Here is a 20,977-nt window from a genome sequence, read left to right as displayed (position 1 = left end):
GTATTTGTGATAACTAAAAACACCCTATTCAAATTGGCTTTAGCCGTAGCCTTTGTCGTGATCAGTTATCTGGTGTTTTCCAGACCAACCTATTCGCAAAGTATCCCCAATATCGATAAGGTAGGCCATCTTGGGAGCTTCTTCTGTCTCTCTTATCTGACCTTTCTCGCCTTTCGCCCTAAATGGTACTGGCTCTCGCTGGTACTTGCCGCCTACGCGATTTTGATTGAGCTAGTGCAATCGCGTTTACCCTACCGCAGCGCCTCTGTCGGCGATGTGTTAGCGGACTTTGCTGGTATCGCTTTGTTTTACTTCTGTCTTTGGGCCTATCGAAAATACTTTAGCGCCGCCCAACTCAAGGAAGAATAATGTTCGGCCAAGGTGCGTCATCCGCTATGGAGCCTCAAATCACCGATATCGCGATTTTAGGGGCTGGCGCCGTGGGGCAATTGATTTGCCATCAACTGCATTCGGCAGGATTAGCCGTAGGCCTGATAGCGCGTGAATCAGTATCCACTTCTGAGGCGACGGATTGGCAAGACCTTGTGTTTTGCCCTCTGCCATCAACAGATGCAAGTGCCGATTCAGTGTCATACCGAGTGCCTAAAGTTAGTTTAGACAGCACAGGCTTACAGCAGGTTAAGCTGCTAATTGTGTGCGTTAAGGCTTATCAAGTCGTTGATACTATTAGCCCTTTACTCGACAAACTCTCGCCCCAGTGTCATATCCTGTTATTACATAATGGCATGGGGCCACACTTGGCTCTCGCGCCCAAATTACAGGGACGCGGCTTAAGCCTTGGCACCACCTCCCAAGGCGTGCTGCGCCAGTCCCGCTGGCAAGTCAAACAAACTGGCCAAGGCTTGACCCAGTTTGGCCATTTTATCGGTCCCGTATTATCGCAAGCACTGCGTGATGGGCTGCTAAACGCTATCCCGAGCAGTGAATGGGTTGAGGCAATTATTCCGAGTCTTTGGCAAAAGCTTGCGGTAAACGCCGCGATTAATCCGTTGACCGCCCTGCATCAATGCCCGAATGGCACCTTGGCTCAAGCAGAATTTACCCAGACCATCGCCAGTATCTTAGATGAACTGGTCGAGGTGGCCGCCCACGATGGTATCGAGCTGGATAGACAAATGCTTGAGGAGCGCGTCTACCGGGTGATTGAACTTACGGCCGCGAATTTCTCGTCGATGCACCAAGATGTAGCACACCATAGGCCAACCGAGATTGAACAAATTAATGGTTATATTTGCGACCGCGCCAGCGCGCACGGTTTAAGTGCAGCCACCAATGCCCAAATGTGCCAATCCATTAAACAGTTGTCGGCAATAACACCACAAACTTAATCAATATACTCAATTGATTTTAAATGGATTTCATCATGTCCAACCGAGCCAAATAAAACTCGGCGATATTCCAGCATTTTTAAATGCACTCGAATTGGCATTTCGATGCCAAATGCACCATCACAGCGCACCAAATAGGGGCGTAATCACCTGTTTTTGCACTCTTTTGCGGCAAAAACGCTGTCTATTTGAGTGCGTCACATTGTTAACATAATGATAATAAAAACATTATTGTTATGGCCTGATTCCTGCTTTGTTCACCCCACTTACGTCTGAAGTTCGTTGGAGAATAAAGTTGAAACTCATCACCGCTATTATTAAGCCCTTTAAAATTGATGATGTACGTGAAGCGCTGACGCAACTTGGCATCCAAGGTATGACAGTGACCGAAGTACGCGGTTTTGGTCGCCAGAAGGGACATACAGAGCTATATCGCGGCGCCGAATATGCGGTCGACTTTCTCCCCAAAATGAAGCTTGAAATCGCCATCCATTCCGAGCTGGAAGATGCGGTCATCGAAGCCATTGTTGCTGCGGCTCACACGGGTAAAGTCGGTGACGGTAAGATATTCGTCACCCCACTCGAGCAAGTGATCCGCGTGCGCACCGCTGAGGAAGGGAGTGATGCAATATGAGCCAACAGACACCCGCACTTAACACTAAGATCGAGCGCTGCACGAATACCCAAACCAGCCAGCACACTAAGTTTGCTCAGCCTAACGCCCGTTATTCAAAATTGGGTTATCAGGCATTATTGGCGCTGTTCGCCAGCGGCTTTGCAGGCACAGCGTTGGCCGATGAGGCACAGCTCAGCGGCGCCAACACTGCCTGGATTTTAAGCTCATCTGCCCTAGTCCTATTGATGACACTCCCAGGGCTGGCGCTGTTTTACGGCGGTCTGGTGCGCAGTAAAAACGTGCTATCGATTTTAATGCAGTGTTTTTCTATCGCCGCTATCGCCTCCGTGCTGTGGTTTGTGGTGGGTTACTCTATCGCCTTCGATACCGGCAACGGTTTTATCGGCGGGCTTGGCAAAGCTTTTCTAGCCAGCATTGGTCGCGATAGTGTCAGTGGGGATATTCCCGAACCTTTATTTATGCTTTTCCAGATGACCTTCGCGATTATCACGCCAGCGCTGATCATCGGTGGCTTTGCCGAGCGGATGAGGTTCTCCGCCGTACTGATGTTTTCAAGCGCTTGGTTGCTGTTAGTCTATGCACCTATCACCCACTGGGTGTGGGGCGGCGGCTGGTTGGCCGAGCTTGGCCTGTATGACTTTGCTGGCGGTACCGTCGTACACATTACCGCTGGGGTGGCGGCACTGGTGGCGGCAAAAGTGTTAGGGCCGCGTAAGGGATTCTTAAACTCGGCCATTATGCCCCATAACTTAACCATGACAGTGACAGGCGCGGGCATGTTGTGGGTAGGCTGGTTTGGCTTTAATGGCGGCAGCGCTTTAGGCGCCAATGGCACTGCGGCCATGGCGATTCTCGCGACCCATCTAGCCGCGTCGATGGGCGCTATCACTTGGGCAGGTATCGAGTGGTATAAATTCGGTAAGGCCAGTGCACTTGGTATAGTCACAGGCATGGTGGCAGGCCTTGGCACTATCACTCCAGCATCGGGTTATGTCGGCCCTGCTGGCGCATTAGTTATCGGTTTTCTTGGCGGCGTGGTTTGCTTCTTTTCAACTGTGTACATTAAACAAAAGCTTAAGATTGATGACTCACTCGATGTGTTCCCAGTTCATGGTGTCGGCGGTATTCTCGGTACTTTGCTGGCGGGAGTATTTAGTTCGACTCAGCTTGGGATCTTCAGCGGTTATGGCTTTGCCAGTGTGAACCACACTATGCTCGACCAACTCGGGGCGCAGGCCATTGGCGTTATCGCTACGTTCACCTATACAGCGATTGTAACTTGGTTATTGTTTGTGGTGATTGGCAAAATCCTCGGCGGACTTCGAGTCAGCACAGAGCAGGAAGTGAATGGCCTAGACCTTTCCGAGCATGAAGAAACAGGCTATAGCCTGTAGCTTGATGACTACACTTGCCGTCAGGACTCACGTCCTGATGGCAAGTTTACTGATACCGCTTGTTAATGAACCTTCAGCCATTGCCTAAGCTCATCTAATTTCATCGGCTTAGCGTATAAATAGCCCTGCAAAGAATGCACATTACGACTGATTAAATAGTCCGCCTGCTCTTGGGTCTCCACCCCTTCGGCCACAGCCACATAATTCATCTTATGGCAGAGTTCGATGATGGTATCGAGCACATGGGAGGTCACCGAATCTTGTCCTATGGTATCGATAAAGCATTTATCGATTTTAAGGTAATCCAAGGTAAAGGTTTGCAGCAGCGACAAGGTTGTCTGCCCAGTACCAAAATCGTCAATCGCCACTAGAATCCCCAGCTCACGTAGCGCAGCAATTCGCTCACACATATCCGCCGTTAATAATTGCCGCTCGGTGATTTCAATTAACGGCTGCACACCAATTTCTGCAAACGCATCCCTAAGGTAACGAAACTTAGCCTCGATATCGCTTTGGATAAAATGCTCGGGCGCCACGTTAAAACCGACCCTAAAACCCGGTTCCACTTGCATCGAGCTAAAATCGGCCAAGGCCCGTTCAAAAATATAATTGGTTAATGGCACGATTAATTTGCTTTCTTCGGCGATGGGAATAAACAAATCGGGACGAACTAAGCCCATTTGCGGATGCTGCCAGCGCACCAGCGCTTCAACGCCTTTGGCTTTGCCATCTTCACTGCCCACAATAGGTTGGTATACGAGGAAAAACTCTTTATTTTCAATGCCGCTTCTAATGTCGTCCGCAAGGGAGTGACGCCCACGACGCTTTGTCAGCAATAGGCTGGACAATATGATCAGGGTAAATATCAGCGGCAGTGATAATGCAAAGGCAATCCAATAAAAATGCCAAAACAATCCCTTAGAGATCTCCAGCAGGATGACAAAATCCTGATGCACATCAAACTGATCCTTCGCCAATACCCTAATAACTTGGTTACCACTAAACTGCGGGCTTGAGGGCAACGTCGCCCCATGTAAGCCAAGCACAACGGTTTTCACCGCGCGAGGAAAGACATCCGGCTGAATAAAACTATCGATAAGGTATTGGCCTTCGGAAACAACCACGGCGCCGTATTGCGTATTCTCATTCTTATAAATCGTGATGATCGCTGGTACGCCCGGCCGAGCAGGCGTCTCAGGCACGATATATTCAGAGCCATTTTGCAGCCTATCAGCAGGTAGTAAGGTATTTAAGGGGAGATTCACCTCTCCCGTAGTCGACGAGCAGTAAAACGCATTTGCATTGAAGAGTAATACGCCCCGAAAATAAGGCTGAAAATACATATATTCGGTTAACTTGCCGCAATCTTGCTCAGTTAAGTCCTTGGCAAACTCACCCACTTCATCCGATAAGTCTAAGATTGCCTCTAGACGCTCCAAATTGAAACGGCCAATTTCCGCGGCTTTATTATGGCTTAAATAGCCCGCGATAAAGTAACTCAATAGCAAAGCTAAAAAGATGGGCAACAGAAGTAAGGTTAGCCAGTGTTTTAATGTCAATTCGGATAAGGAGAAGTTGTGACGCATCGAAATTTGGGCAAGAATCGTACGGACTGGCATAGTAACAAATCCCCGTTGAATCGATTGTTATTTTTTGTATCGACAGTATCTTAGCCACTAAAAGAATCAAAGATATAGCCGATTTGGTCTTTCTTGCCCTATGTTTTGATTAATCGATTATCGGGCCTGCGCAACTTCATTAATCGATACCGACTTTGCCATCAATTGCCGCATTATTCCCACATCACTAATATCGCTGCCAAGGCGATTAAGATAAGGCCGAGCAACTCTTTAATTTTCACTTTCTCTTTGAGCCAGAATGCCGAAATCAGCATCATAAAGAAGATTTCTACTTGGCCTAGGGTTTTCACGTAGGGTACGGCCTGCAAAGACATGGCACTAAACCAACCAATGGAGCCAAAGCAGCTAGCGGTACTCGTCAGCAAGGTTAACCTAGGCCGTTGGATTAAGGCGATTAACGTTTCCTTATCCTTTAGGACTAAATAACTGACTAACACTAAGGTTTGCAAACAGATCACGCATAACAATACCCAAGCGGCGCTATGGGGAAAGCCGACATTTAACCTCAGGCTTGCTTCCCTCACCCATAAAGAGGTCAGTGCAAAGGCGCTGCCGCTAGCAATGCCAAGAAGCACAGTGCTTAGGGATAACTGCCTAAGCCCTTGCTTGGCACTCAATAAAAACACGGCAACGCCACCTAAAATCACCCCAATCCAACCGAGTAACGATAAATGGGTGCCAAAAAAGAAAGTGCCTAATATCGCGGCGACAATGGCCTCACTCTTGGCAAGCCCGGCACCGATGGCAAAATTTTGTTGTTGAAACAACTTAACCATCAAGCCAGTCGCGAGGATCTGCATCATGGATGCACCGACAATAAAGCCGATAAATTCCGCCGTAAAATGCGGTAATCCCACATTATCCCAAAGATATAACAGCCCAAGATACAAGGCCGCAATCGGGCCAGCCCAAATAAACCGCGCCAAGGTGACACCCGCCACCTTAACCTCTTTACTCAGTTGGCTCTGAAAGGCATTGCGCCACGCCTGCATAAATGCGGCTAATAAGGTAAAGAAAATCCACATCCGAGCCATCCTGTTACTGCCAGACTGCACTCTGACATGGGTTATGCGCTAAATTGGAGCCAACATCATAAACACAAGGTTTTGATATCGCTATGGAGAAAATTTCACCCAATAAAAAACCCCGAACGATTCGGGGCTTTTTAGTTAATAAGGTTCAGCCAAGCTTACTTGCTAGTATCAATCGGGTCGAAGGATTTCACCAAATCATCAATCGCCTTCATCTGCTTCAGGTAGTTTTCTAACTGATGCAGTGGTAAGGCACATGGACCATCACATTTAGCGTTATCTGGATCTGGGTGAGCCTCGATAAACAGACCCGCTAGGCCTAACGCCATACCACTACGGGCTAATTCAGTCGCTTGAGCACGACGGCCGCCCGCCGAATCGGCACGACCACCTGGACGTTGTAATGCGTGGGTGGCATCGAAAATCACTGGGTAGCCGGATTGCTTCATCTCATCCATGCCCAGCATATCAACGACTAGGTTGTTGTAACCGAAGCATGAACCACGCTCACACAGGATAATCTCATCGTTACCCGCTTCGTTGAACTTAGTGATGATATGGCGCATTTCGTGGGGCGCTAAAAACTGTGGCTTTTTCACGTTGATGATAGCGCCCGTTTTCCCCATGGCGACAACGAGGTCAGTTTGGCGCGCTAAGAAAGCTGGTAGCTGAATAATATCAACCACTTCAGCGACAGGCGCACATTGGTAAGGCTCATGCACGTCGGTGATCAATGGCAGATTGAAAGTCTTTTTGATTTCTTCAAAAATCTTTAAGCCTTCTTCCATGCCTGGACCACGGTAAGAGTTAACAGAAGAGCGGTTAGCCTTGTCGAACGACGCCTTGAAAACATAGGGAATACCCAGTTTTTGCGTCACTTCGGCATAGGTTTCAGCAATCGACATAGCGAGATCGCGAGACTCAAGCACGTTCATGCCACCAAACAACACGAAAGGTTTATCGTTAGCGATCTCGATTGAACCTAGGTTTATGATTTTATTACTCATCGCAACTTCTCTCTAAAATGCTGGAACCTTACCAGCGCTGAACAGGAGCTAAGGCTACTATACCGCGACGGCTTGCAGTAACTGACCGCAGAGCCACGCCATATAAGTGCCTAGCGCATAACCAAATACGGCTAATAATACCCCTACAGGGGCTAAAGCTGGGTGGAACGCCGCTGCCACAACTGGCGCCGATGCCGCCCCACCTACGTTTGCCTGACTGCCCACGGCCATATAAAACAAAGGAGCCTTAATTAACTTAGCAATCAATAACATAAAGCCAGCGTGCACTATCATCCAAATAATGCCCACTAAAAAATATAGCGGCGTATCAAGGACCTTGCTTACATCCATATGTAAACCAATGGTCGCCACCAAAATATACAAGAACGCCGACGCCACCTTAGAAGCCCCCGCCGCCTCTAAATGGCGCATAGGGCTAAAGGACATGGCTAAACCTATGGTGGTCACAATCACCACTAGCCAGAAGAACTTAGAGGTTAAGCTGTAATCCTCAGTCCAAGGATAGTTGGCCTCAAAATAAGGGCCGAGGAAATCGGCGGCAATATGGGCCACGCCCGTGATGCCAAAACCGACTGCCACAATCAGCATCAAATCACGCAGGCTTGGAATACGTGCATTTTCAGCATGATACTGTTCAACCTTGTTCTTTAAGGTCTCAATTGCTGTGGTATCTGCACCTGTCTTGGCATCGATTTCTTTGGCTTTTGACGCCATAAACAACAATACTGCCATCCAAATATTGGCCACAATCACATCGACTGTCACCATCACGGAGAAGATATTGCCGCCCACCTCATAAATTTCTTTCATCGCGGCTTGGTTGGCACCGCCGCCAATCCAGCTCCCCGCGAGCGTCGTCATGCCACGCCACACCGCATCAGGACTATCGACACCAATCAATGAGGGTTCTATAAAGGACACCACGAGCAGTGCAATCGGCCCGCCGATCACAATACCGACAGTCCCAGTTAAAAACATGATCACCGCCTTAGGCCCCAGTCCTAAGATGGCTTTTAAATCCACACTTAAAATCAGTAGCACCAAACAGGCGGGCAATAGATAACGCGAGGCCACATAGTAAAGCTGCGATGTGCCACCATCGATCACCCCAAAGGTATTCAACAACGATGGTAAGAAATAGCAGAGTAATAACGCAGGAATAAAACGGTAAAACTTTTGCCAAAATGGATGGCTACTACTACTGGTATAAAACACAAATCCCAGAATCGTTGCCAATATTCCCAGCGCCACCGCGTCATTGGTGACTAATGCCGTGCTTGCCATGAGTATTCTCCCTGTTTGGTACAGTTGTTATTGTATTTATGCTAAAAACTGCCGTTTGCAGTTAGTGGGCAAACTTCCCATTCGCCCGATTTATTGTTGTTTTTTAGAAAAACAAGGAGAGCCTGCTAGGCTCTCCTTTAAGATTTAGTGATAGATTTCAGCGTGTTCACTGAGCTCTTTGAGCTGCATTTTGACAATTTCGATAACAGGATCATGCGGGCTGTTATCGACAAAGTGTTGCAGATCGGCCGCAGCGACATTGATACACCCCAGTTGCTGGGCGATAAAGGCGCGCTCCCGATTTAGGTGCACATCATCTGGATGCCACTGTAGCAGTAAGTTGCAACATTCCATCGCCGCCTCAAATTGATGCGACACGATACACCCCGCCTTAAGCTCATGCAGCATGCGTGAAATCAGCTTCTTCACCGACGCAGCCTTTAAGTAGCTTGGCTTAAGTTCAGCCGCGTTACCCAGCTCACCGCGCACTAACACATGGAGTTGGTGTTTCGTTAGCTCTTTGCCCGTCAGTGGGTCGTGATAACGCACAACACCAGCAACATGACTGCGAAGCACGGTATTACCCGGTAAGAGTAAGGCTTCGAGCTCTAAATCGAGCTGCTTGGCCAGTAGCATCAAAACCGTCGCCAGTGTGGTGCTATTGCCCTGTTTAGTGATAAGGCAAGTGCCTAAGTCCGCCGCTTCGGTACTGAAGTAATTGTCGCGGACACAAAAACCCAAGTCCTGATAAAACCAATGCAGCAACGCATTTAAGCGTTGCTGTTGATCCACCAGGTAATGACTTAATACGGCTCCCGCCAATTCAAACCAAGCCCATTTCGCCGCTTCGAGGTTTGAAAATCCAAGGTGAGCACCTACATCCAATGCCGACTCGGGCAAAGAAATGCCATCTTGCAGATTGTATTTACCCATTAACCCAATAATACCGCTTGTTTAAAATGCGCCAATTTGGCGGCGTAAACTAACCAACCTAATGCACCTAAAAAGGCAAAAACTTTGAACAATTTGTTTCTGTTCGCTTTTATCGCAATCACGCCCAAGGCAATATACGCGAGCACGGCGCCAATCTTTTCGGTCAACCAAGGATCCACAAAGGGATATTGCTTGATCATAAAGCACAGGGTTAAGCCCGACAGCAGTAAAAAAGTGTCGATAACATGGGGCGCGATTTTGAATACTTTCTTGCCCATCAGTGCTGACTGACGTAAGTGCAACACAAAACGAACGACAAAAAACAGCACACTCACGGCAATTAAGGTTAAATGCAGGTGCTTAACAGCAGGATAAAGACTGTAAAAAGTTTCCATTGTGATACTTATGGCCAGTGACAAAGGCGCTAGTTTACCCTAATCATAACGCCAGACCAATGCCTAACGCGCGAGATTCACAGACGAAACCCGGCCCTCAGTTTGCAGGAAACCACAATGAATTTAATGATAATTGACGATGAATCCACCGAATTTGCCGATGCAGTAAAGCAAAAAATCGTCGAATTTAATCAGCTGCACTGGCAAACACTGAAACGCCAAAACCTAGGATTAAAATTACAGGATGAGGATGGCAGCTTGCTCGCGGGCTTAAGCGGCAAAACCTTTGGTAATTGGCTATTGATTGACTACCTTTGGGTCGATGCCGCATTACGCCAGCAAAACATCGGCTCACGCTTATTACTCGAGGCCGAAACCAAGGCCAAACAACGCGGCTGCCAATTTGTCCTGCTCGACACCTTAGATTTTCAAGCCAAACCTTTCTATGAGCGCCACGGATATCGCGTGCAATGGGTACAACAAGCCTATCCCGAAACCGGCAGTAAATTCTTTATGGTCAAAGTGTTATAGCTTGAGCCTAAGCTTAGAGCTGATTTTGAAGATATTGAGTCGGGCACTTGCCAAAAGCGACCCATTTCAACCGATACACAAATAAAAACGCCATTGATAAATAACCAATGGCGTTGTTTAGTGCTTGGCAGGATAGGATTACATATTAAATTCCAATCAAACCCATCCACTTACCCATAGTACATCTGTCGTTGCTGCCAAAATCCCGCACGGTTGCGACATTCTGATAACCCAGCTCGGTCAGTTTTTCTCTAAGCTTTACCGCCTGCTCAAAACCATGCTCGAGCAGAATATAGCCGTTGGGCTTTAAATAATCCCGAGCGGTTTTGGCGATGTAGTAAAGATCGGCAAAGCCCTCATCGGCGGCAGTGAGCGCGCTTTGCGGCTCAAAACGCACATCCCCTTGATGTAAATGCTCATCGGCCTCATCAATGTAGGGCGGATTTGAGACAATTAAATCAAAGTCATGGGTCTTAATAGCACTAAACCAGTCACTCTGGAGGATCTCAACCTGCTCGAGCTTAAGGTTAGTTCGGTTAGCCTTGGCCAAGGCCACCGCATCTTCCACCTTATCGACGGCAGTGATTTGCCAAGTCGCCCGCTCAGAAGCCAGCGCCAGCGCAATTGCACCAGTTCCAGTCCCTAAATCGAGCACCTTAGCATTGCTCTCAAGGGGCAAGTTTAAGGCAGTTTCGACCAGGATTTCGGTATCGGGGCGAGGAATTAACGTGGTGTCATTCACGATAAACGGCAGTGACCAAAACTCACGCTCACCCACAATATGCGCCACGGGTACGCCCTGCTGGCGACGTTGCACCATCTGCTGGAAACGTTTCCACTGCTCCACCGTCAAGGCTTTTTCGGGCCAAGTGTAGAGAAATGCACGGTTTTTATTGAGGCAATACAGCAGAAAAACCTCTGCATCCAGATGGGCGGATTCAGAGGTAGGCGCTAGCTGTACGTAGGCCCATTGCAGGGCCTCGGCGATACTCGATTGATCAGCCAAAATTACCCCTGCTCATCAGCCAGAGCGGCTAATAGGTCGGCCTGATGCTCTTGCATCAGCGGTCCTAAAATCGCATCTAAGTCGCCTTCCATCACTTCGTTTAAGCGATATAAGGTTAAGTTGATACGGTGTTCACTCACGCGGCCTTGCGGGAAGTTATAGGTACGTACACGCTCGGAGCGGTCACCACTGGCCACCAGACTACGACGAGTTGACTCTTCGGCGCTGCGGCGCTTTTCGTCTTCAACGGCTTGGATACGCGCCGCTAACACGCTCATCGCTTGAGCGCGGTTTTTATGCTGTGAACGTTGGTCCTGACATTCCACCACAATCCCGGTAGGAATGTGAGTAATACGAATGGCAGAATCGGTTTTGTTAACGTGCTGACCACCGGCGCCCGATGAACGGAAGGTATCGACCTTCAGATCGGCTGGGTTGATTGAAATCGCTTCTGCTTCAGGCACTTCGTGCATAACTACCACAGTGACGGCTGAGGTGTGTACACGGCCCTGAGATTCAGTTTCAGGCACACGTTGAACACGGTGACCGCCGGATTCAAACTTGAGTTTACCGTAGGCACCTTCACCACTGACTTTAACGATGATTTCTTTGAAACCGCCGTGCTCACCTTCGTTCGAGCTCATGATCTCGAGCTGCCAACGGTTGGCTTCGGCATAACGGCTATACATACGGAACAGATCACCCGCGAAGATTGCGGCTTCGTCGCCACCCGCACCGGCACGAATTTCGATAAAGGCGTTGGTGTCGTCGTTAGGATCTTTTGGTAATAACAGAATTTGCAGCTCGGCTTCGAGACGCTCGAGTTCGGCTTTAGCCGCCTTGATTTCTTCCTGCGCCATTTCGCGCATTTCAGCGTCATCTTCTTCCAGCATTTCCTTGGCAGACTCGAGATCCGCCTGTGCTTGCTGGTAGGCTTTAAAGCCTGCAACCACTTCTTCTAACTGAGAATATTCTTTGGATAACGCGCGAAAACGCTCCTGATCGGCGATAACGGACGCATCACCAAGCAAGGCTAAGACTTCTTCATTGCGCTCGAGCAAGCCTTCCAGCTTGCGGATAACGGATTCCTTCATTTAACTCGCTAACCTTAGTTTTTATCTAATCCGAGCGCTGTTCTTAACTGACCTAAGGTATTCAAATCACCCTGACGACTCGCCACTGTGAGGGCTTGGGTTGGTGCGTGAATGAGCCTATTAGTCAGGCGATTGGCTAGTTCAATCAATACCTGCTCAGTGTCGCCCCCCTGCGCTAATTTATTCAGGGCGCGTTCCACTAACTCATCCTTTATCGCCATGCTTTGGCTGCGATACTCGCGAATACTGTCGACCGACTCTAAAGAACGCACCCAATCCATAAAGAGGTAGGATTGTTCTTCAGTAATTAATTCAGCTTGCTCGGCGGCCTCCTTACGGGAAGCCTTATTCTGTTCAATAATGCTATGCAGGTCGTCCACTGTATACAGAAACGCATCGTCCAAATCGGCGACTTCCGGCTCAATATCCCGGGGAACTGCTATATCAACCAATAACATAGGTTGATGGCGACGCTGCTTTAGCGCTTTTTCTACCATGCCTTTACCAAGGATTGGTAGCGGGCTGGCGGTAGAGGATATCACGATATCGGCTTTAGGGAGAAAATCTGGTATCTGTGCCAACGTAATTGCCGTGGCATTAAACTCTTCACACATGCTTTGGGCACGTTCAAGAGTACGGTTTGCCACGACCATAGAAGCAACACCGTTATCCTTAAGATGTTTAGCCACCAGCTCAATGGTTTCACCGGCGCCAATTAACAACACCTTAGTGGTCGACAACGAAGAGAAGATATGTTTTGCCATGCTCACGGCAGCAAAGGCCACCGAGACAGCCGCGGCACCGATTTCGGTTTCGGTACGCACTTTTTTCGCCACGGAGAAGGTATTTTGGAACAAGCGGTCAATGGTCAGCGCAACGGTACCCGCTTCTTTAGCTTTCACAAAAGCCTGCTTAACCTGCCCCAGAATTTGCGGCTCACCCAAGATCAGCGAGTCGAGACCGGAGGCCACGCGCATCAAATGCTTTACCGCCGCTTGACCGTGGTAATTGTAGAGGCACGGCGCTACATCTTGATGATCTAGGCCGTGATATTCTTCAAGCCACTCAATGATGTCGGCCTCATCGCCATTGTTACAATACAATTCAGTGCGATTACAGGTCGAGACGATAACGGCTTCACCCGAGCGTGTACGACTGGCCAGACTCTTCATGGCATCATGAATTTTGTCCGGAGAGAAGGCAACTTTCTCACGCAGGTCTACCGTGGCTGTTTTATGGTTAATACCGATTGCTACAAGGCTCATCTGACTCTTTTCTAGATTCTTGGCGTCTCTCTTAATAAGGGCATTCTACTGAATTGGCCCAACTAAAAACAGAATACGCTTAACAAAACCGAATAAAGGTCTAACTTCTTACCTAAATTTTCTATCAATGATAGACAAATGCAGATTATCGCGACCGAAGTTATCCCAAGTGACCGCCAATGGAAATTTTACGATTGGCATTGGTATTCTTTACAAGCCCTCGTATCATAAGGACTTTGGTATATCAGTTATAGATGAATAATTTGAAGCGCTTCACAAAATCCATTTTCTCTTGTATCGCCTTGAGCGGCCTATTGTTTTTAGGCGGCTGCGAGACCCTGCCGCCAACGACAGATCTCAGCCCTATAACGGTCGATAATGCCGCGCAAGCCAAGGCGTGGGAATTACAGGGGAAACTCGCTATCCGCACGCCGCAGGATAAGCTCAGTGCCAATCTCTATTGGCGCCACAGTGAGGAGCGAGACGAGCTCACCCTCACCACTATGCTCGGCACCACAGTGTTGACTTTGGATGCTACGCCTAACTCGGCTCATCTGCATGTCGATGGCAAAGATTTTCGCGATAGCAACGCCCAAGCACTACTCGAGCGAGTCAGCGGCTGGTCCATCCCGATTAACGACTTACCCCTTTGGATCACAGGCCAAGTCGGCGCTTTAGACCGTGTGCTTGCCGTTGATAGCAATGGTAAAACCAAACAAATTCAAAACTCGCAAACCTTGCCACCTTGGGTAGTCACATTTTTGAGTTGGCAATCCCAAAGCGGTGCCGAGGTACCCTATCAGTTAAAGCTTGAACGCGGTGATTTACAGCTCAAGCTGCAACTCAATCAATGGCAAGCCTTAGGTAAACCCTCAATAATGCTCGGAGAAAAACCTTAGCATGTCGAATGAGATTTCGCGCAATTGGCCCGCGCCCGCCAAATTAAATCTGTTCCTGCATATCAACGGACGCCGCGCCGACGGTTACCATGAGTTGCAAACCCTGTTTCAATTTATCGATTGTTGCGATCTGCTCGACTTTAGGGTGACGCAGACGCCTGAGCTGATATTGCACTCTGGCATGTCGGCCGTTGTCGCGGATAGCGATAACTTAATTCTGCGAGCCGCAAAATCATTACAACAAGCAACAGGCTATCCTGGCGGCGCCGAAATCTGGCTTGAAAAACGTTTACCCATGGGCGGCGGTTTAGGCGGCGGCTCCTCCGATGCGGCTACTACGATTGTGGCGTTAAATCAGTTGTGGAACACCCAACTATCTAACGATGAATTAGCCACAATTGGTTTAAAACTCGGTGCCGATATCCCTGTTTTTATTCGCGGTTTCGCGGCATTTGCCGAAGGCGTTGGCGAACGTTTACAAGCGGTGACACCCACTGAATTTTGGTATTTAGTGATAGCGCCCGATGTCCATGTTTCCACCGCAGCTGTGTTCCAAGATCCTTTGCTACCCCGCGATACTCCTAAGCTTGGCATCGACACGTTAATGAGCCAACCTTGGGCAAATGATTGCCAAGATCTGGTCGCTTCCAAATACCCTCAAGTTGCCAAGGCCTTAGGCTGGCTGCTAGAATATGCGCCGTCGAGAATGACCGGAACGGGCGCATGCGTGTTTGGGGAGTTTTCTTCGCAGCAGCAAGCTCTCGCAGCCTTGGCGAAATTACCGTCTGATATGCAAGGATTTGTTGCAAAAGGGATGAATATTTCGCCGCTCATAGTGCGACTCAATCATCCATAAACTACTTTCTTCTAGAGCAACTTTTTACGATAGCCCACGGGTTCCGCTCCCGTCCCCGCATCGTCGTTGCTCTAGCCACTAAAATATAAAGCAAACGCCTGAGGTTCATACAGTGCCCGACATCAAGCTCTTTGCTGGGAACGCCACCCCCAGTCTCGCTAAGAAGATAGCCGATCGTCTATTTTGTAAACTCGGAGACGCAGTGGTTGGTCGTTTCAGCGATGGTGAAATCAGTGTCCAAATTAACGAAAATGTACGTGGTGCCGATGTGTTTATCATCCAATCCACCTGCGCCCCAACCAACGATAACCTAATGGAACTTATCGTTATGGTTGACGCGCTACGCCGTGCATCAGCCGGTCGTATCACTGCCGTTATTCCTTACTTTGGTTATGCTCGTCAAGACCGTCGCGTACGTAGCGCACGTGTACCTATTACTGCGAAAGTTGTTGCTGACTTCCTGTCAAGCGTCGGTGTTGACCGCGTTCTGACCTGTGATTTACACGCAGAGCAAATTCAAGGCTTCTTCGACGTACCAGTAGACAACGTGTTCGGTAGCCCTGTGCTGCTCGAAGATATGCTGGCGAAGAAATTAGATAACCCAGTGGTTGTTTCTCCAGATATCGGTGGTGTTGTTCGTGCTCGTGCAGTGGCAAAACTATTAGATGATTCTGATCTGGCCATTATCGACAAGCGTCGTCCACAGGCAAACGTTGCGCAAGTGATGCACATCATTGGTGACGTTCAAGGCCGTGACTGCATTATCGTTGACGATATGATCGACACAGGCGGCACTCTGTGTAAAGCGGCTGAAGCCTTAAAAGAACACGGTGCAAACCGCGTATTTGCTTACGCGACTCACCCAGTATTCTCTGGCAAAGCGGCTGAAAATATCGAAAACTCAGTGATCGATGAAGTTATCGTGACCGATACTGTACCTTTAAGCCCTGAAATGCTTAAAGTGGCTAAAGTGACTCAACTGACGATGTCGGCCGTATTGGCAGAAGCCATTCGCCGCGTCAGTAACGAAGAGTCTATCTCTGCAATGTTCAGCCACTAATCGCGGCGCTTTGCATAAAAAAACGCACCTTAGGGTGCGTTTTTTGTTGGTGGGTTTTATCGCAGTTTTTATTTAGAGTCATTCACGTTAATTCACTCACGCAGCCATCTTAAGGCAAACCGCTGCGCTTAACTTCGCCATAAAAAACGCACCCTAAGGTGCGTTTCTGGCTGATAAAAGTACGACTAGATCTTAAAGTGGCTCACGGCACTGACCAGATATTCGGCGCGGGATTTAAGTTCATCCGAAGCCGACGCATTGGCATCGGCAGCCCGAGAAGAATCCTCAGCAATATCACGGATAACGACCACGTTCTTATTCACTTCGGCGGCAACCATGCTCTGCTCTTCAATCGCTGCGGCAATCTGTGTGCTCATATCCATAATATTATGCACATCAGTATTGATAAGCTTCAGCAACTCTCCCGCCGCAGCGGCCTGCTCGGCACTCTCGGCCCCTTGCTTTTGGCTCGCATCCATTAATTGCACTATGGCGCGAGTTCGGCTTTGCAAGGTTTGAATAATGTTGGCAATTTCCTGTGTCGACGATTGAGTTCGCATCGCCAGACTGCGTACTTCGTCGGCAACCACGGCAAAACCACGGCCTTGCTCACCCGCGCGAGCAGCCTCAATCGCCGCATTGAGTGCCAGTAAGTTGGTTTGCTCCGCAATGCCACGGATCACATCGAGCACGCTACCAATGGTTTCACTGTCACGCTCGAGCTCATCCACCACAGAGGCGCTGCTATTAATCTGATCAGACAGTTGTCTGATCTTAAGGATGGTTTGCTCAACCTCAGTTTGCCCTAATTGAGCATTCTCATGGGTTTTACCCGCTTTGAGGGCTGCAAGCTCGGTAGTTTTAGCAATTTCATCAATGGTCGCGCCCATTTCGGTAATCGCCGTTGCCACCATATCAGTTTCATTAAGCTGCTGGGCAACGCCTTCGGACGCGAGCATAGCGTTCTCTGACACACTCTTACAGGAGGTGTTAATCGTGGCGACTGAGTCAATAACCTGCTCGATAAGCTGCTGGAAGCTTCCCACCATGCTGTTGAAATGCTGCGCAATTTCACCCAGCTCATCCTGGGTAGAGGCATCGCATCTGAGGGTTAAATCCTTGCTGACCTCGATACGTGAAATCACCTGAGTGATACGCTCAACTGGAGTGATAATGCTGCGGATAATAAGGTAGGTAATCACAGCAAGGATCAGGGCGATAATCACGAAGACCAAAATCCCGATATTTACGCTGCTGCTTTCAGTATCATCGATGGCTTTTAACGCAAGATTATGCAGCTCGTCGGCACTGGCTTCGGTCAACTTATTCGCGGCGATCAGTTTCGCCATGGTGCCATCTTTTTCACTGAGGCCCAGTTGCTGCTCTTTATTAACTAAGCTCTTAAAATCCTTTTGATATTGCTCAATTAAGGCCGCAATTTTATTTTGGGTATCAGTGTCTAAACTCGATGCTCTCAGGCTAGCATTGAACTTGGCGATGTTAGCGTCGAAGGTCTCGACATAGCTCATCTCGCGGCGCAGCATAAAGTCTTTTTCGTTGCGGCGTAGCTGCAACATAGCGACTTCGAGGGATAACTGGTCGTATTCCTTCAGCATGGACTCGACATTATGCACTGCCGTTCTTAGGGTGCCGTAGAGACCCGTTTTAGGGGTTAAACCAATTTCTTGTTGGAGTTGTACAACTTCGTTAAAGGCGACTTGGTACTGATTGAGGTTACGGTCAAAGCTTTCGAGTGACGCTGTGGAAACCTTGTATTTTTTAAAAATACTCTCGAGACTCGGGACTAACTCATCAATCTTTGCATGTACTTCTTTATGCTTTTCAACATATTGAATATCTTTCCGACCAAAGAAGTCCTTTTCATTTTTACGCAGTAGCAATACGTCTCGCTCTAGTTCGAGAACAGTTTGCGCGGCGTGGGAGAGTTCCGACTCAACCGAATTAGAATGAAGCTGCAATCCAAACATGGCAATCAAGGCCGTCACGGATACAGCGGCACTGAGTAACAACTTTGAGCGGATTAACATATAAAGCCCCTAATAAATAACATCTCTTAAAAAGATAGCTGGGAGTTAGGCCTTTAACAGCAAAATATCCCTGATATACAAAGTTTATCTTTTATTTATTGTGCACTGGTCGAGCAATGCTCCTCTTCACACCATCACCATTAACTGCAACGCCAGTATTAGGCTGAATATCGCGAATGATTTATCCTGCTGTATTAGCGATTACACCTGAATACCATTTGGTATAAAATTAATAACTTCATAAAGTTAGCGCCAAAATACACCACTAATTTTACTACAACAACGCAAAGAGTTACGCAATATCTAAAAATAAACTGAATATATTTTTATTGGATACAAACCTTTTGCGCTTTTCAAAGCGTCCAATCAGTAACCATTCACCTTGATGACAGGAAAATACAGTGACGGCAGGGAGACTCCCACTCAACGATGCAATGTCAGAATTTGACCTCATCACCTTGGCCAGCCAAGGGAATAGAGCCGCATTTAAGCAACTGTATTTACACCATCATCCAAGGGTATATGCCCTATCACTGCGCTTATCAGGTCAAGCCTCGCAGGCGGAAGAAATCACCCAAGAGTGCTTTATTCTGGTCTGGCAGAAATTGCCGCAGTTTAGGGGGGAGAGCCAATTTTCCACTTGGTTACACAGCATTTGTGTGAATCAGGCACTGAGCTTTATCCGTAAGCAAAAGTCATTTTGGGCACGTTTTATCCCGATGGAGAGTGACGATGAACATTCAAGCGCGGATGAACATTATCAAGGGTTAGACAAGTTGATCCTCAAACTGCCAGAGCGGGCGCGCATCGTGTTTGTGCTCTGCGCCATTGAAGGCTATCAACATGAAGAAATTGCGCAATTACTTGGTATTGCAGTGGGAACCAGTAAGACCCAGTACCACAGAGCCAAGCAATTACTACAGGAGATGCTGTAATGTCCTTATCTAACGATCCCCGCGAGGCCAAGCTCCAGCAGTTGATTGATGATGCTCCCAAAGCATTAACTCCCAAGCGGGATCTTTGGCAAGGCATCGAAAAACGTATGGATAAGCCATTGGCGTCGCAAACGGCTGTTCGCCAAGCGCCGCGACTGCAAGGCGTGCAATGGGCGATTGCCGCAACTGTAGTGCTGGCGGTGTTCTTCGGTTTTTACACTCAAGCTCCGGTAAAAACGTTGCTCCCTGAACAAATCGCCAGCCAACCGGCGGATGATGAACAAGCGCTGCACACGCTGCTAAGCCAAATTGCCCAGACACATCAAGCCCAAGTGACGAGCCTTGAACAAACCTCGACGGTTGTCGCTTGGCAAACCAGTCGCTTTGGCGCGCCATTAGAGCAAGGCTTAGCGGAATTACGCCGTGCCGGCGAACAGATTTATCAAGCGTTACAAGCTAATCCAACCGACAAACAACTTTGGCAACTCTGGCTTTGGGTGCAACAACGTGAACTCGATTTGCTACAGCAAGGCCAAAAACTTCCGATTCAAAACTCAACACAAGGAAATAGCATATGAGCCATTTTACCCTCACGAAAACCAGTCTCTTAGTGTCGACGCTTTATCTTGGCCTTATGGGCAGTGTATTCGCCGCTGAAAGTGTGGACAAACAGTTGCCGATGAGCAGCGATACCCTGCTGCAAATCAAAGTCCAACGGGGCGAAGTGCAAATTCAAAGCTGGGATAAAAATGAAGTCAGCGTGACGGGCACTCTCGATGAGCTGAGCGAAGGTTTTGTCTTCGAACAGAAAGGTAACAACCTGAATATCGAAGATAAAATGCCACGCCACTATAACGGCAGTGACAACAACGGCTCAAAACTCACCATTAAGGTACCTAAAACCGTCAAGCTGAGCGCCGATACGATTTCAGCTAATCTGCAAATCAGCCAGACTCAAGGCGAGCTGGAGTTAAATACCGTTAGCGGTAATATCACCGCCGAGGCACTGGACGGCACACCGACATTGCACACTGTGTCTGGCGATATCACCACTAAGGGATTAGCAGGTAAAGTGATGTTAGATACCGTCTCCGGTGAGATTAAAGACACTCAAAGCAAAGGCGAAATCAAATACCGTCTAGTGAGCGGCGATCTCGACAGCCAAACCTTAGCCGATAAAGTGAAAGTCGAGCAGGTTTCGGGGGAAATCAAAGCCGACTTAAATACCGCCAAAGAAGTCAATGTCCGCACCGTGAGCGGCGACACTCAAGTGTCACTGGCAAAAAGCTTCGATAAAGCCAATCTAGAGAGCGTTAGTGGCGATATTATTGTGACATTTGCTGATACACCCGATGCTAATTTCGAGCTCAATGGCGGCCCAGGCGGTAAAATCAAAAATGGCTTGAGCCAAGATGTGCCACAAAGACAAAAATACGTGCCGAATGAATCCTTAAGCTTCCAAACGGGCTCTGGTAGCGCCAGTGTGAAGATGGATACCATTAGCGGTAATCTGATCCTGAAAAAACAATAGCCTTATCAGAAAACCCGAATTAACGATAAAAATAGCAATAAAAATGCCGCTCATCAGGAGC

21 protein-coding genes are annotated in these 20,977 nt (G+C 48.3%); 11 read left to right on the top strand and 10 right to left on the bottom strand.

What is annotated here, in order from left to right:
* The first annotated feature begins 6 nt into the window (after positions 1 to 6).
* From N5E87_RS03960 to N5E87_RS03945, 4 genes are all read left to right on the top strand, one after another.
* Positions 7 to 369, top strand: a complete 363-nt coding sequence (locus tag N5E87_RS03960) for a VanZ family protein (protein WP_011623900.1) — start codon at positions 7 to 9, stop codon at positions 367 to 369.
* Positions 369 to 1,349 carry a 2-dehydropantoate 2-reductase gene (locus N5E87_RS03955; protein ID WP_279775090.1) on the top strand — a complete coding sequence of 327 codons (981 nt, stop codon included), beginning with the start codon at positions 369 to 371 and terminating at the stop codon, positions 1,347 to 1,349. Before N5E87_RS03960 ends, N5E87_RS03955 begins: the two co-directional genes overlap by 1 nt.
* Positions 1,350 to 1,644: 295 nt before the next feature.
* A complete protein-coding gene (locus tag N5E87_RS03950) occupies positions 1,645 to 1,983 on the top strand; it encodes a P-II family nitrogen regulator (protein ID WP_011623902.1) in 339 nt (112 codons plus the stop codon).
* Positions 1,980 to 3,380 carry an ammonium transporter gene (locus tag N5E87_RS03945; protein ID WP_232015271.1) on the top strand — a complete coding sequence of 467 codons (1,401 nt, stop codon included), beginning with the start codon at positions 1,980 to 1,982 and terminating at the stop codon, positions 3,378 to 3,380. The genes N5E87_RS03950 and N5E87_RS03945 overlap by 4 nt, the downstream gene beginning before the upstream one ends.
* 62 nt (positions 3,381 to 3,442) lie before the next feature.
* On the opposite strand, the gene N5E87_RS03940 is transcribed toward N5E87_RS03945, so the two are convergent.
* From N5E87_RS03940 to N5E87_RS03915, 6 genes are all read right to left on the bottom strand, one after another.
* A complete protein-coding gene (locus N5E87_RS03940) occupies positions 3,443 to 4,966 on the bottom strand; it encodes an EAL domain-containing protein (protein ID WP_232015359.1) in 1,524 nt (507 codons plus the stop codon).
* 206 nt (positions 4,967 to 5,172) lie between these two features.
* On the bottom strand, positions 5,173 to 6,045 hold the full coding sequence (locus N5E87_RS03935; protein ID WP_086902031.1) for a multidrug transporter: 873 nt from the start codon (positions 6,043 to 6,045) through the stop codon (positions 5,173 to 5,175).
* Between the two features lie 164 nt (positions 6,046 to 6,209).
* Positions 6,210 to 7,058 (bottom strand): 3-deoxy-8-phosphooctulonate synthase, encoded by an 849-nt coding sequence (kdsA, locus tag N5E87_RS03930; protein ID WP_086902030.1) that lies wholly within the window; start codon positions 7,056 to 7,058, stop codon positions 6,210 to 6,212.
* 57 nt (positions 7,059 to 7,115) lie between these two features.
* Positions 7,116 to 8,363: a DUF819 family protein gene (locus N5E87_RS03925; protein ID WP_011623906.1), complete on the bottom strand. Its 1,248-nt coding sequence runs from the start codon at positions 8,361 to 8,363 to the stop codon at positions 7,116 to 7,118.
* Between the two features lie 144 nt (positions 8,364 to 8,507).
* Positions 8,508 to 9,296 carry a tetratricopeptide repeat protein gene (locus N5E87_RS03920; protein WP_086902029.1) on the bottom strand — a complete coding sequence of 263 codons (789 nt, stop codon included), beginning with the start codon at positions 9,294 to 9,296 and terminating at the stop codon, positions 8,508 to 8,510.
* Positions 9,296 to 9,691, bottom strand: coding sequence for a SirB2 family protein (locus N5E87_RS03915; RefSeq protein ID WP_011623908.1), 396 nt, complete (start codon positions 9,689 to 9,691; stop codon positions 9,296 to 9,298). Before N5E87_RS03915 ends, N5E87_RS03920 begins: the two co-directional genes overlap by 1 nt.
* Positions 9,692 to 9,808: 117 nt before the next feature.
* Here N5E87_RS03915 and N5E87_RS03910 point away from each other — a divergent pair, with 117 nt between their 5' ends.
* Complete coding sequence (locus N5E87_RS03910; protein ID WP_086902028.1) at positions 9,809 to 10,222, top strand: GNAT family N-acetyltransferase; 414 nt, start codon at positions 9,809 to 9,811, stop codon at positions 10,220 to 10,222.
* Between the two features lie 145 nt (positions 10,223 to 10,367).
* On the opposite strand, the gene prmC is transcribed toward N5E87_RS03910, so the two are convergent.
* The 3 genes from prmC to hemA are packed head-to-tail and all read right to left on the bottom strand — an operon-like array spanning position 10,368 to position 13,587.
* Complete coding sequence (gene prmC / locus N5E87_RS03905; RefSeq protein WP_086902027.1) at positions 10,368 to 11,228, bottom strand: peptide chain release factor N(5)-glutamine methyltransferase; 861 nt, start codon at positions 11,226 to 11,228, stop codon at positions 10,368 to 10,370.
* A 2-nt stretch (positions 11,229 to 11,230) separates the two neighbouring features.
* A complete protein-coding gene (prfA, locus tag N5E87_RS03900) occupies positions 11,231 to 12,322 on the bottom strand; it encodes a peptide chain release factor 1 (RefSeq protein ID WP_011715925.1) in 1,092 nt (363 codons plus the stop codon).
* 14 nt (positions 12,323 to 12,336) lie between these two features.
* Positions 12,337 to 13,587, bottom strand: a complete 1,251-nt coding sequence (gene hemA / locus N5E87_RS03895; protein WP_011625266.1) for a glutamyl-tRNA reductase — start codon at positions 13,585 to 13,587, stop codon at positions 12,337 to 12,339.
* 254 nt (positions 13,588 to 13,841) lie between these two features.
* Here hemA and lolB point away from each other — a divergent pair, with 254 nt between their 5' ends.
* From lolB to N5E87_RS03880, 3 genes are all read left to right on the top strand, one after another.
* Positions 13,842 to 14,486, top strand: coding sequence for a lipoprotein insertase outer membrane protein LolB (gene lolB, locus N5E87_RS03890; protein ID WP_086902026.1), 645 nt, complete (start codon positions 13,842 to 13,844; stop codon positions 14,484 to 14,486).
* A gap of 1 nt (position 14,487) precedes the next feature.
* The gene (gene ispE / locus N5E87_RS03885; RefSeq protein ID WP_086902025.1) at positions 14,488 to 15,342 is read left to right on the top strand and encodes a 4-(cytidine 5'-diphospho)-2-C-methyl-D-erythritol kinase; all 855 of its coding nucleotides are present in this window, start codon (positions 14,488 to 14,490) and stop codon (positions 15,340 to 15,342) included.
* A gap of 112 nt (positions 15,343 to 15,454) precedes the next feature.
* Positions 15,455 to 16,402: a ribose-phosphate pyrophosphokinase gene (locus N5E87_RS03880; protein ID WP_011623915.1), complete on the top strand. Its 948-nt coding sequence runs from the start codon at positions 15,455 to 15,457 to the stop codon at positions 16,400 to 16,402.
* A gap of 185 nt (positions 16,403 to 16,587) precedes the next feature.
* Here the strand turns inward: N5E87_RS03880 and N5E87_RS03875 are convergent, their stop codons facing one another.
* A complete protein-coding gene (locus N5E87_RS03875; RefSeq protein ID WP_086902024.1) occupies positions 16,588 to 18,450 on the bottom strand; it encodes a methyl-accepting chemotaxis protein in 1,863 nt (620 codons plus the stop codon).
* 401 nt (positions 18,451 to 18,851) lie between these two features.
* On the opposite strand from N5E87_RS03875, the gene N5E87_RS03870 reads away from it, so the two are divergent.
* Genes N5E87_RS03870 through N5E87_RS03860 form a run of 3 tightly spaced genes read left to right on the top strand, consistent with a single transcriptional unit; the run spans position 18,852 to position 20,916 of the window.
* On the top strand, positions 18,852 to 19,385 hold the full coding sequence (locus N5E87_RS03870) for an RNA polymerase sigma factor (protein WP_086902023.1): 534 nt from the start codon (positions 18,852 to 18,854) through the stop codon (positions 19,383 to 19,385).
* Positions 19,385 to 19,963 (top strand): anti-sigma factor, encoded by a 579-nt coding sequence (locus N5E87_RS03865; RefSeq protein ID WP_086902022.1) that lies wholly within the window; start codon positions 19,385 to 19,387, stop codon positions 19,961 to 19,963. Before N5E87_RS03870 ends, N5E87_RS03865 begins: the two co-directional genes overlap by 1 nt.
* Positions 19,960 to 20,916 (top strand): DUF4097 family beta strand repeat-containing protein, encoded by a 957-nt coding sequence (locus N5E87_RS03860; protein ID WP_086902021.1) that lies wholly within the window; start codon positions 19,960 to 19,962, stop codon positions 20,914 to 20,916. The genes N5E87_RS03865 and N5E87_RS03860 overlap by 4 nt, the downstream gene beginning before the upstream one ends.
* Positions 20,917 to 20,977: the final 61 nt, after the last annotated feature.

The organism is Shewanella sp. GD03713 (assembly GCF_029843705.1).
In the GTDB taxonomy this organism is placed as follows: Bacteria; Pseudomonadota; Gammaproteobacteria; order Enterobacterales; family Shewanellaceae; genus Shewanella.
The sequence above is the reverse complement of the archived record's forward strand: the minus strand, read 5'-3'. Positions and strand labels throughout refer to the sequence as shown.

What these genes read in the sequence shown, in the direction of transcription:
- N5E87_RS03955 (WP_279775090.1), top strand. Translation starts at nt 369, where the DNA reads ATGTTCGGCCAAGGTGCGTCATCCGCTATGGAGCCTCAAATCACCGAT.
- N5E87_RS03945 (WP_232015271.1), top strand. Translation starts at nt 1,980, where the DNA reads ATGAGCCAACAGACACCCGCACTTAACACTAAGATCGAGCGCTGCACG.
- N5E87_RS03940 (WP_232015359.1), bottom strand. Translation starts at nt 4,966, where the DNA reads ATGCGTCACAACTTCTCCTTATCCGAATTGACATTAAAACACTGGCTA.
- N5E87_RS03935 (WP_086902031.1), bottom strand. Translation starts at nt 6,045, where the DNA reads ATGTGGATTTTCTTTACCTTATTAGCCGCATTTATGCAGGCGTGGCGC.
- kdsA (WP_086902030.1), bottom strand. Translation starts at nt 7,058, where the DNA reads ATGAGTAATAAAATCATAAACCTAGGTTCAATCGAGATCGCTAACGAT.
- N5E87_RS03925 (WP_011623906.1), bottom strand. Translation starts at nt 8,363, where the DNA reads ATGGCAAGCACGGCATTAGTCACCAATGACGCGGTGGCGCTGGGAATA.
- N5E87_RS03920 (WP_086902029.1), bottom strand. Translation starts at nt 9,296, where the DNA reads ATGGGTAAATACAATCTGCAAGATGGCATTTCTTTGCCCGAGTCGGCA.
- N5E87_RS03915 (WP_011623908.1), bottom strand. Translation starts at nt 9,691, where the DNA reads ATGGAAACTTTTTACAGTCTTTATCCTGCTGTTAAGCACCTGCATTTA.
- N5E87_RS03910 (WP_086902028.1), top strand. Translation starts at nt 9,809, where the DNA reads ATGAATTTAATGATAATTGACGATGAATCCACCGAATTTGCCGATGCA.
- prfA (WP_011715925.1), bottom strand. Translation starts at nt 12,322, where the DNA reads ATGAAGGAATCCGTTATCCGCAAGCTGGAAGGCTTGCTCGAGCGCAAT.
- hemA (WP_011625266.1), bottom strand. Translation starts at nt 13,587, where the DNA reads ATGAGCCTTGTAGCAATCGGTATTAACCATAAAACAGCCACGGTAGAC.
- lolB (WP_086902026.1), top strand. Translation starts at nt 13,842, where the DNA reads ATGAATAATTTGAAGCGCTTCACAAAATCCATTTTCTCTTGTATCGCC.
- ispE (WP_086902025.1), top strand. Translation starts at nt 14,488, where the DNA reads ATGTCGAATGAGATTTCGCGCAATTGGCCCGCGCCCGCCAAATTAAAT.
- N5E87_RS03875 (WP_086902024.1), bottom strand. Translation starts at nt 18,450, where the DNA reads ATGTTAATCCGCTCAAAGTTGTTACTCAGTGCCGCTGTATCCGTGACG.
- N5E87_RS03865 (WP_086902022.1), top strand. Translation starts at nt 19,385, where the DNA reads ATGTCCTTATCTAACGATCCCCGCGAGGCCAAGCTCCAGCAGTTGATT.
- N5E87_RS03860 (WP_086902021.1), top strand. Translation starts at nt 19,960, where the DNA reads ATGAGCCATTTTACCCTCACGAAAACCAGTCTCTTAGTGTCGACGCTT.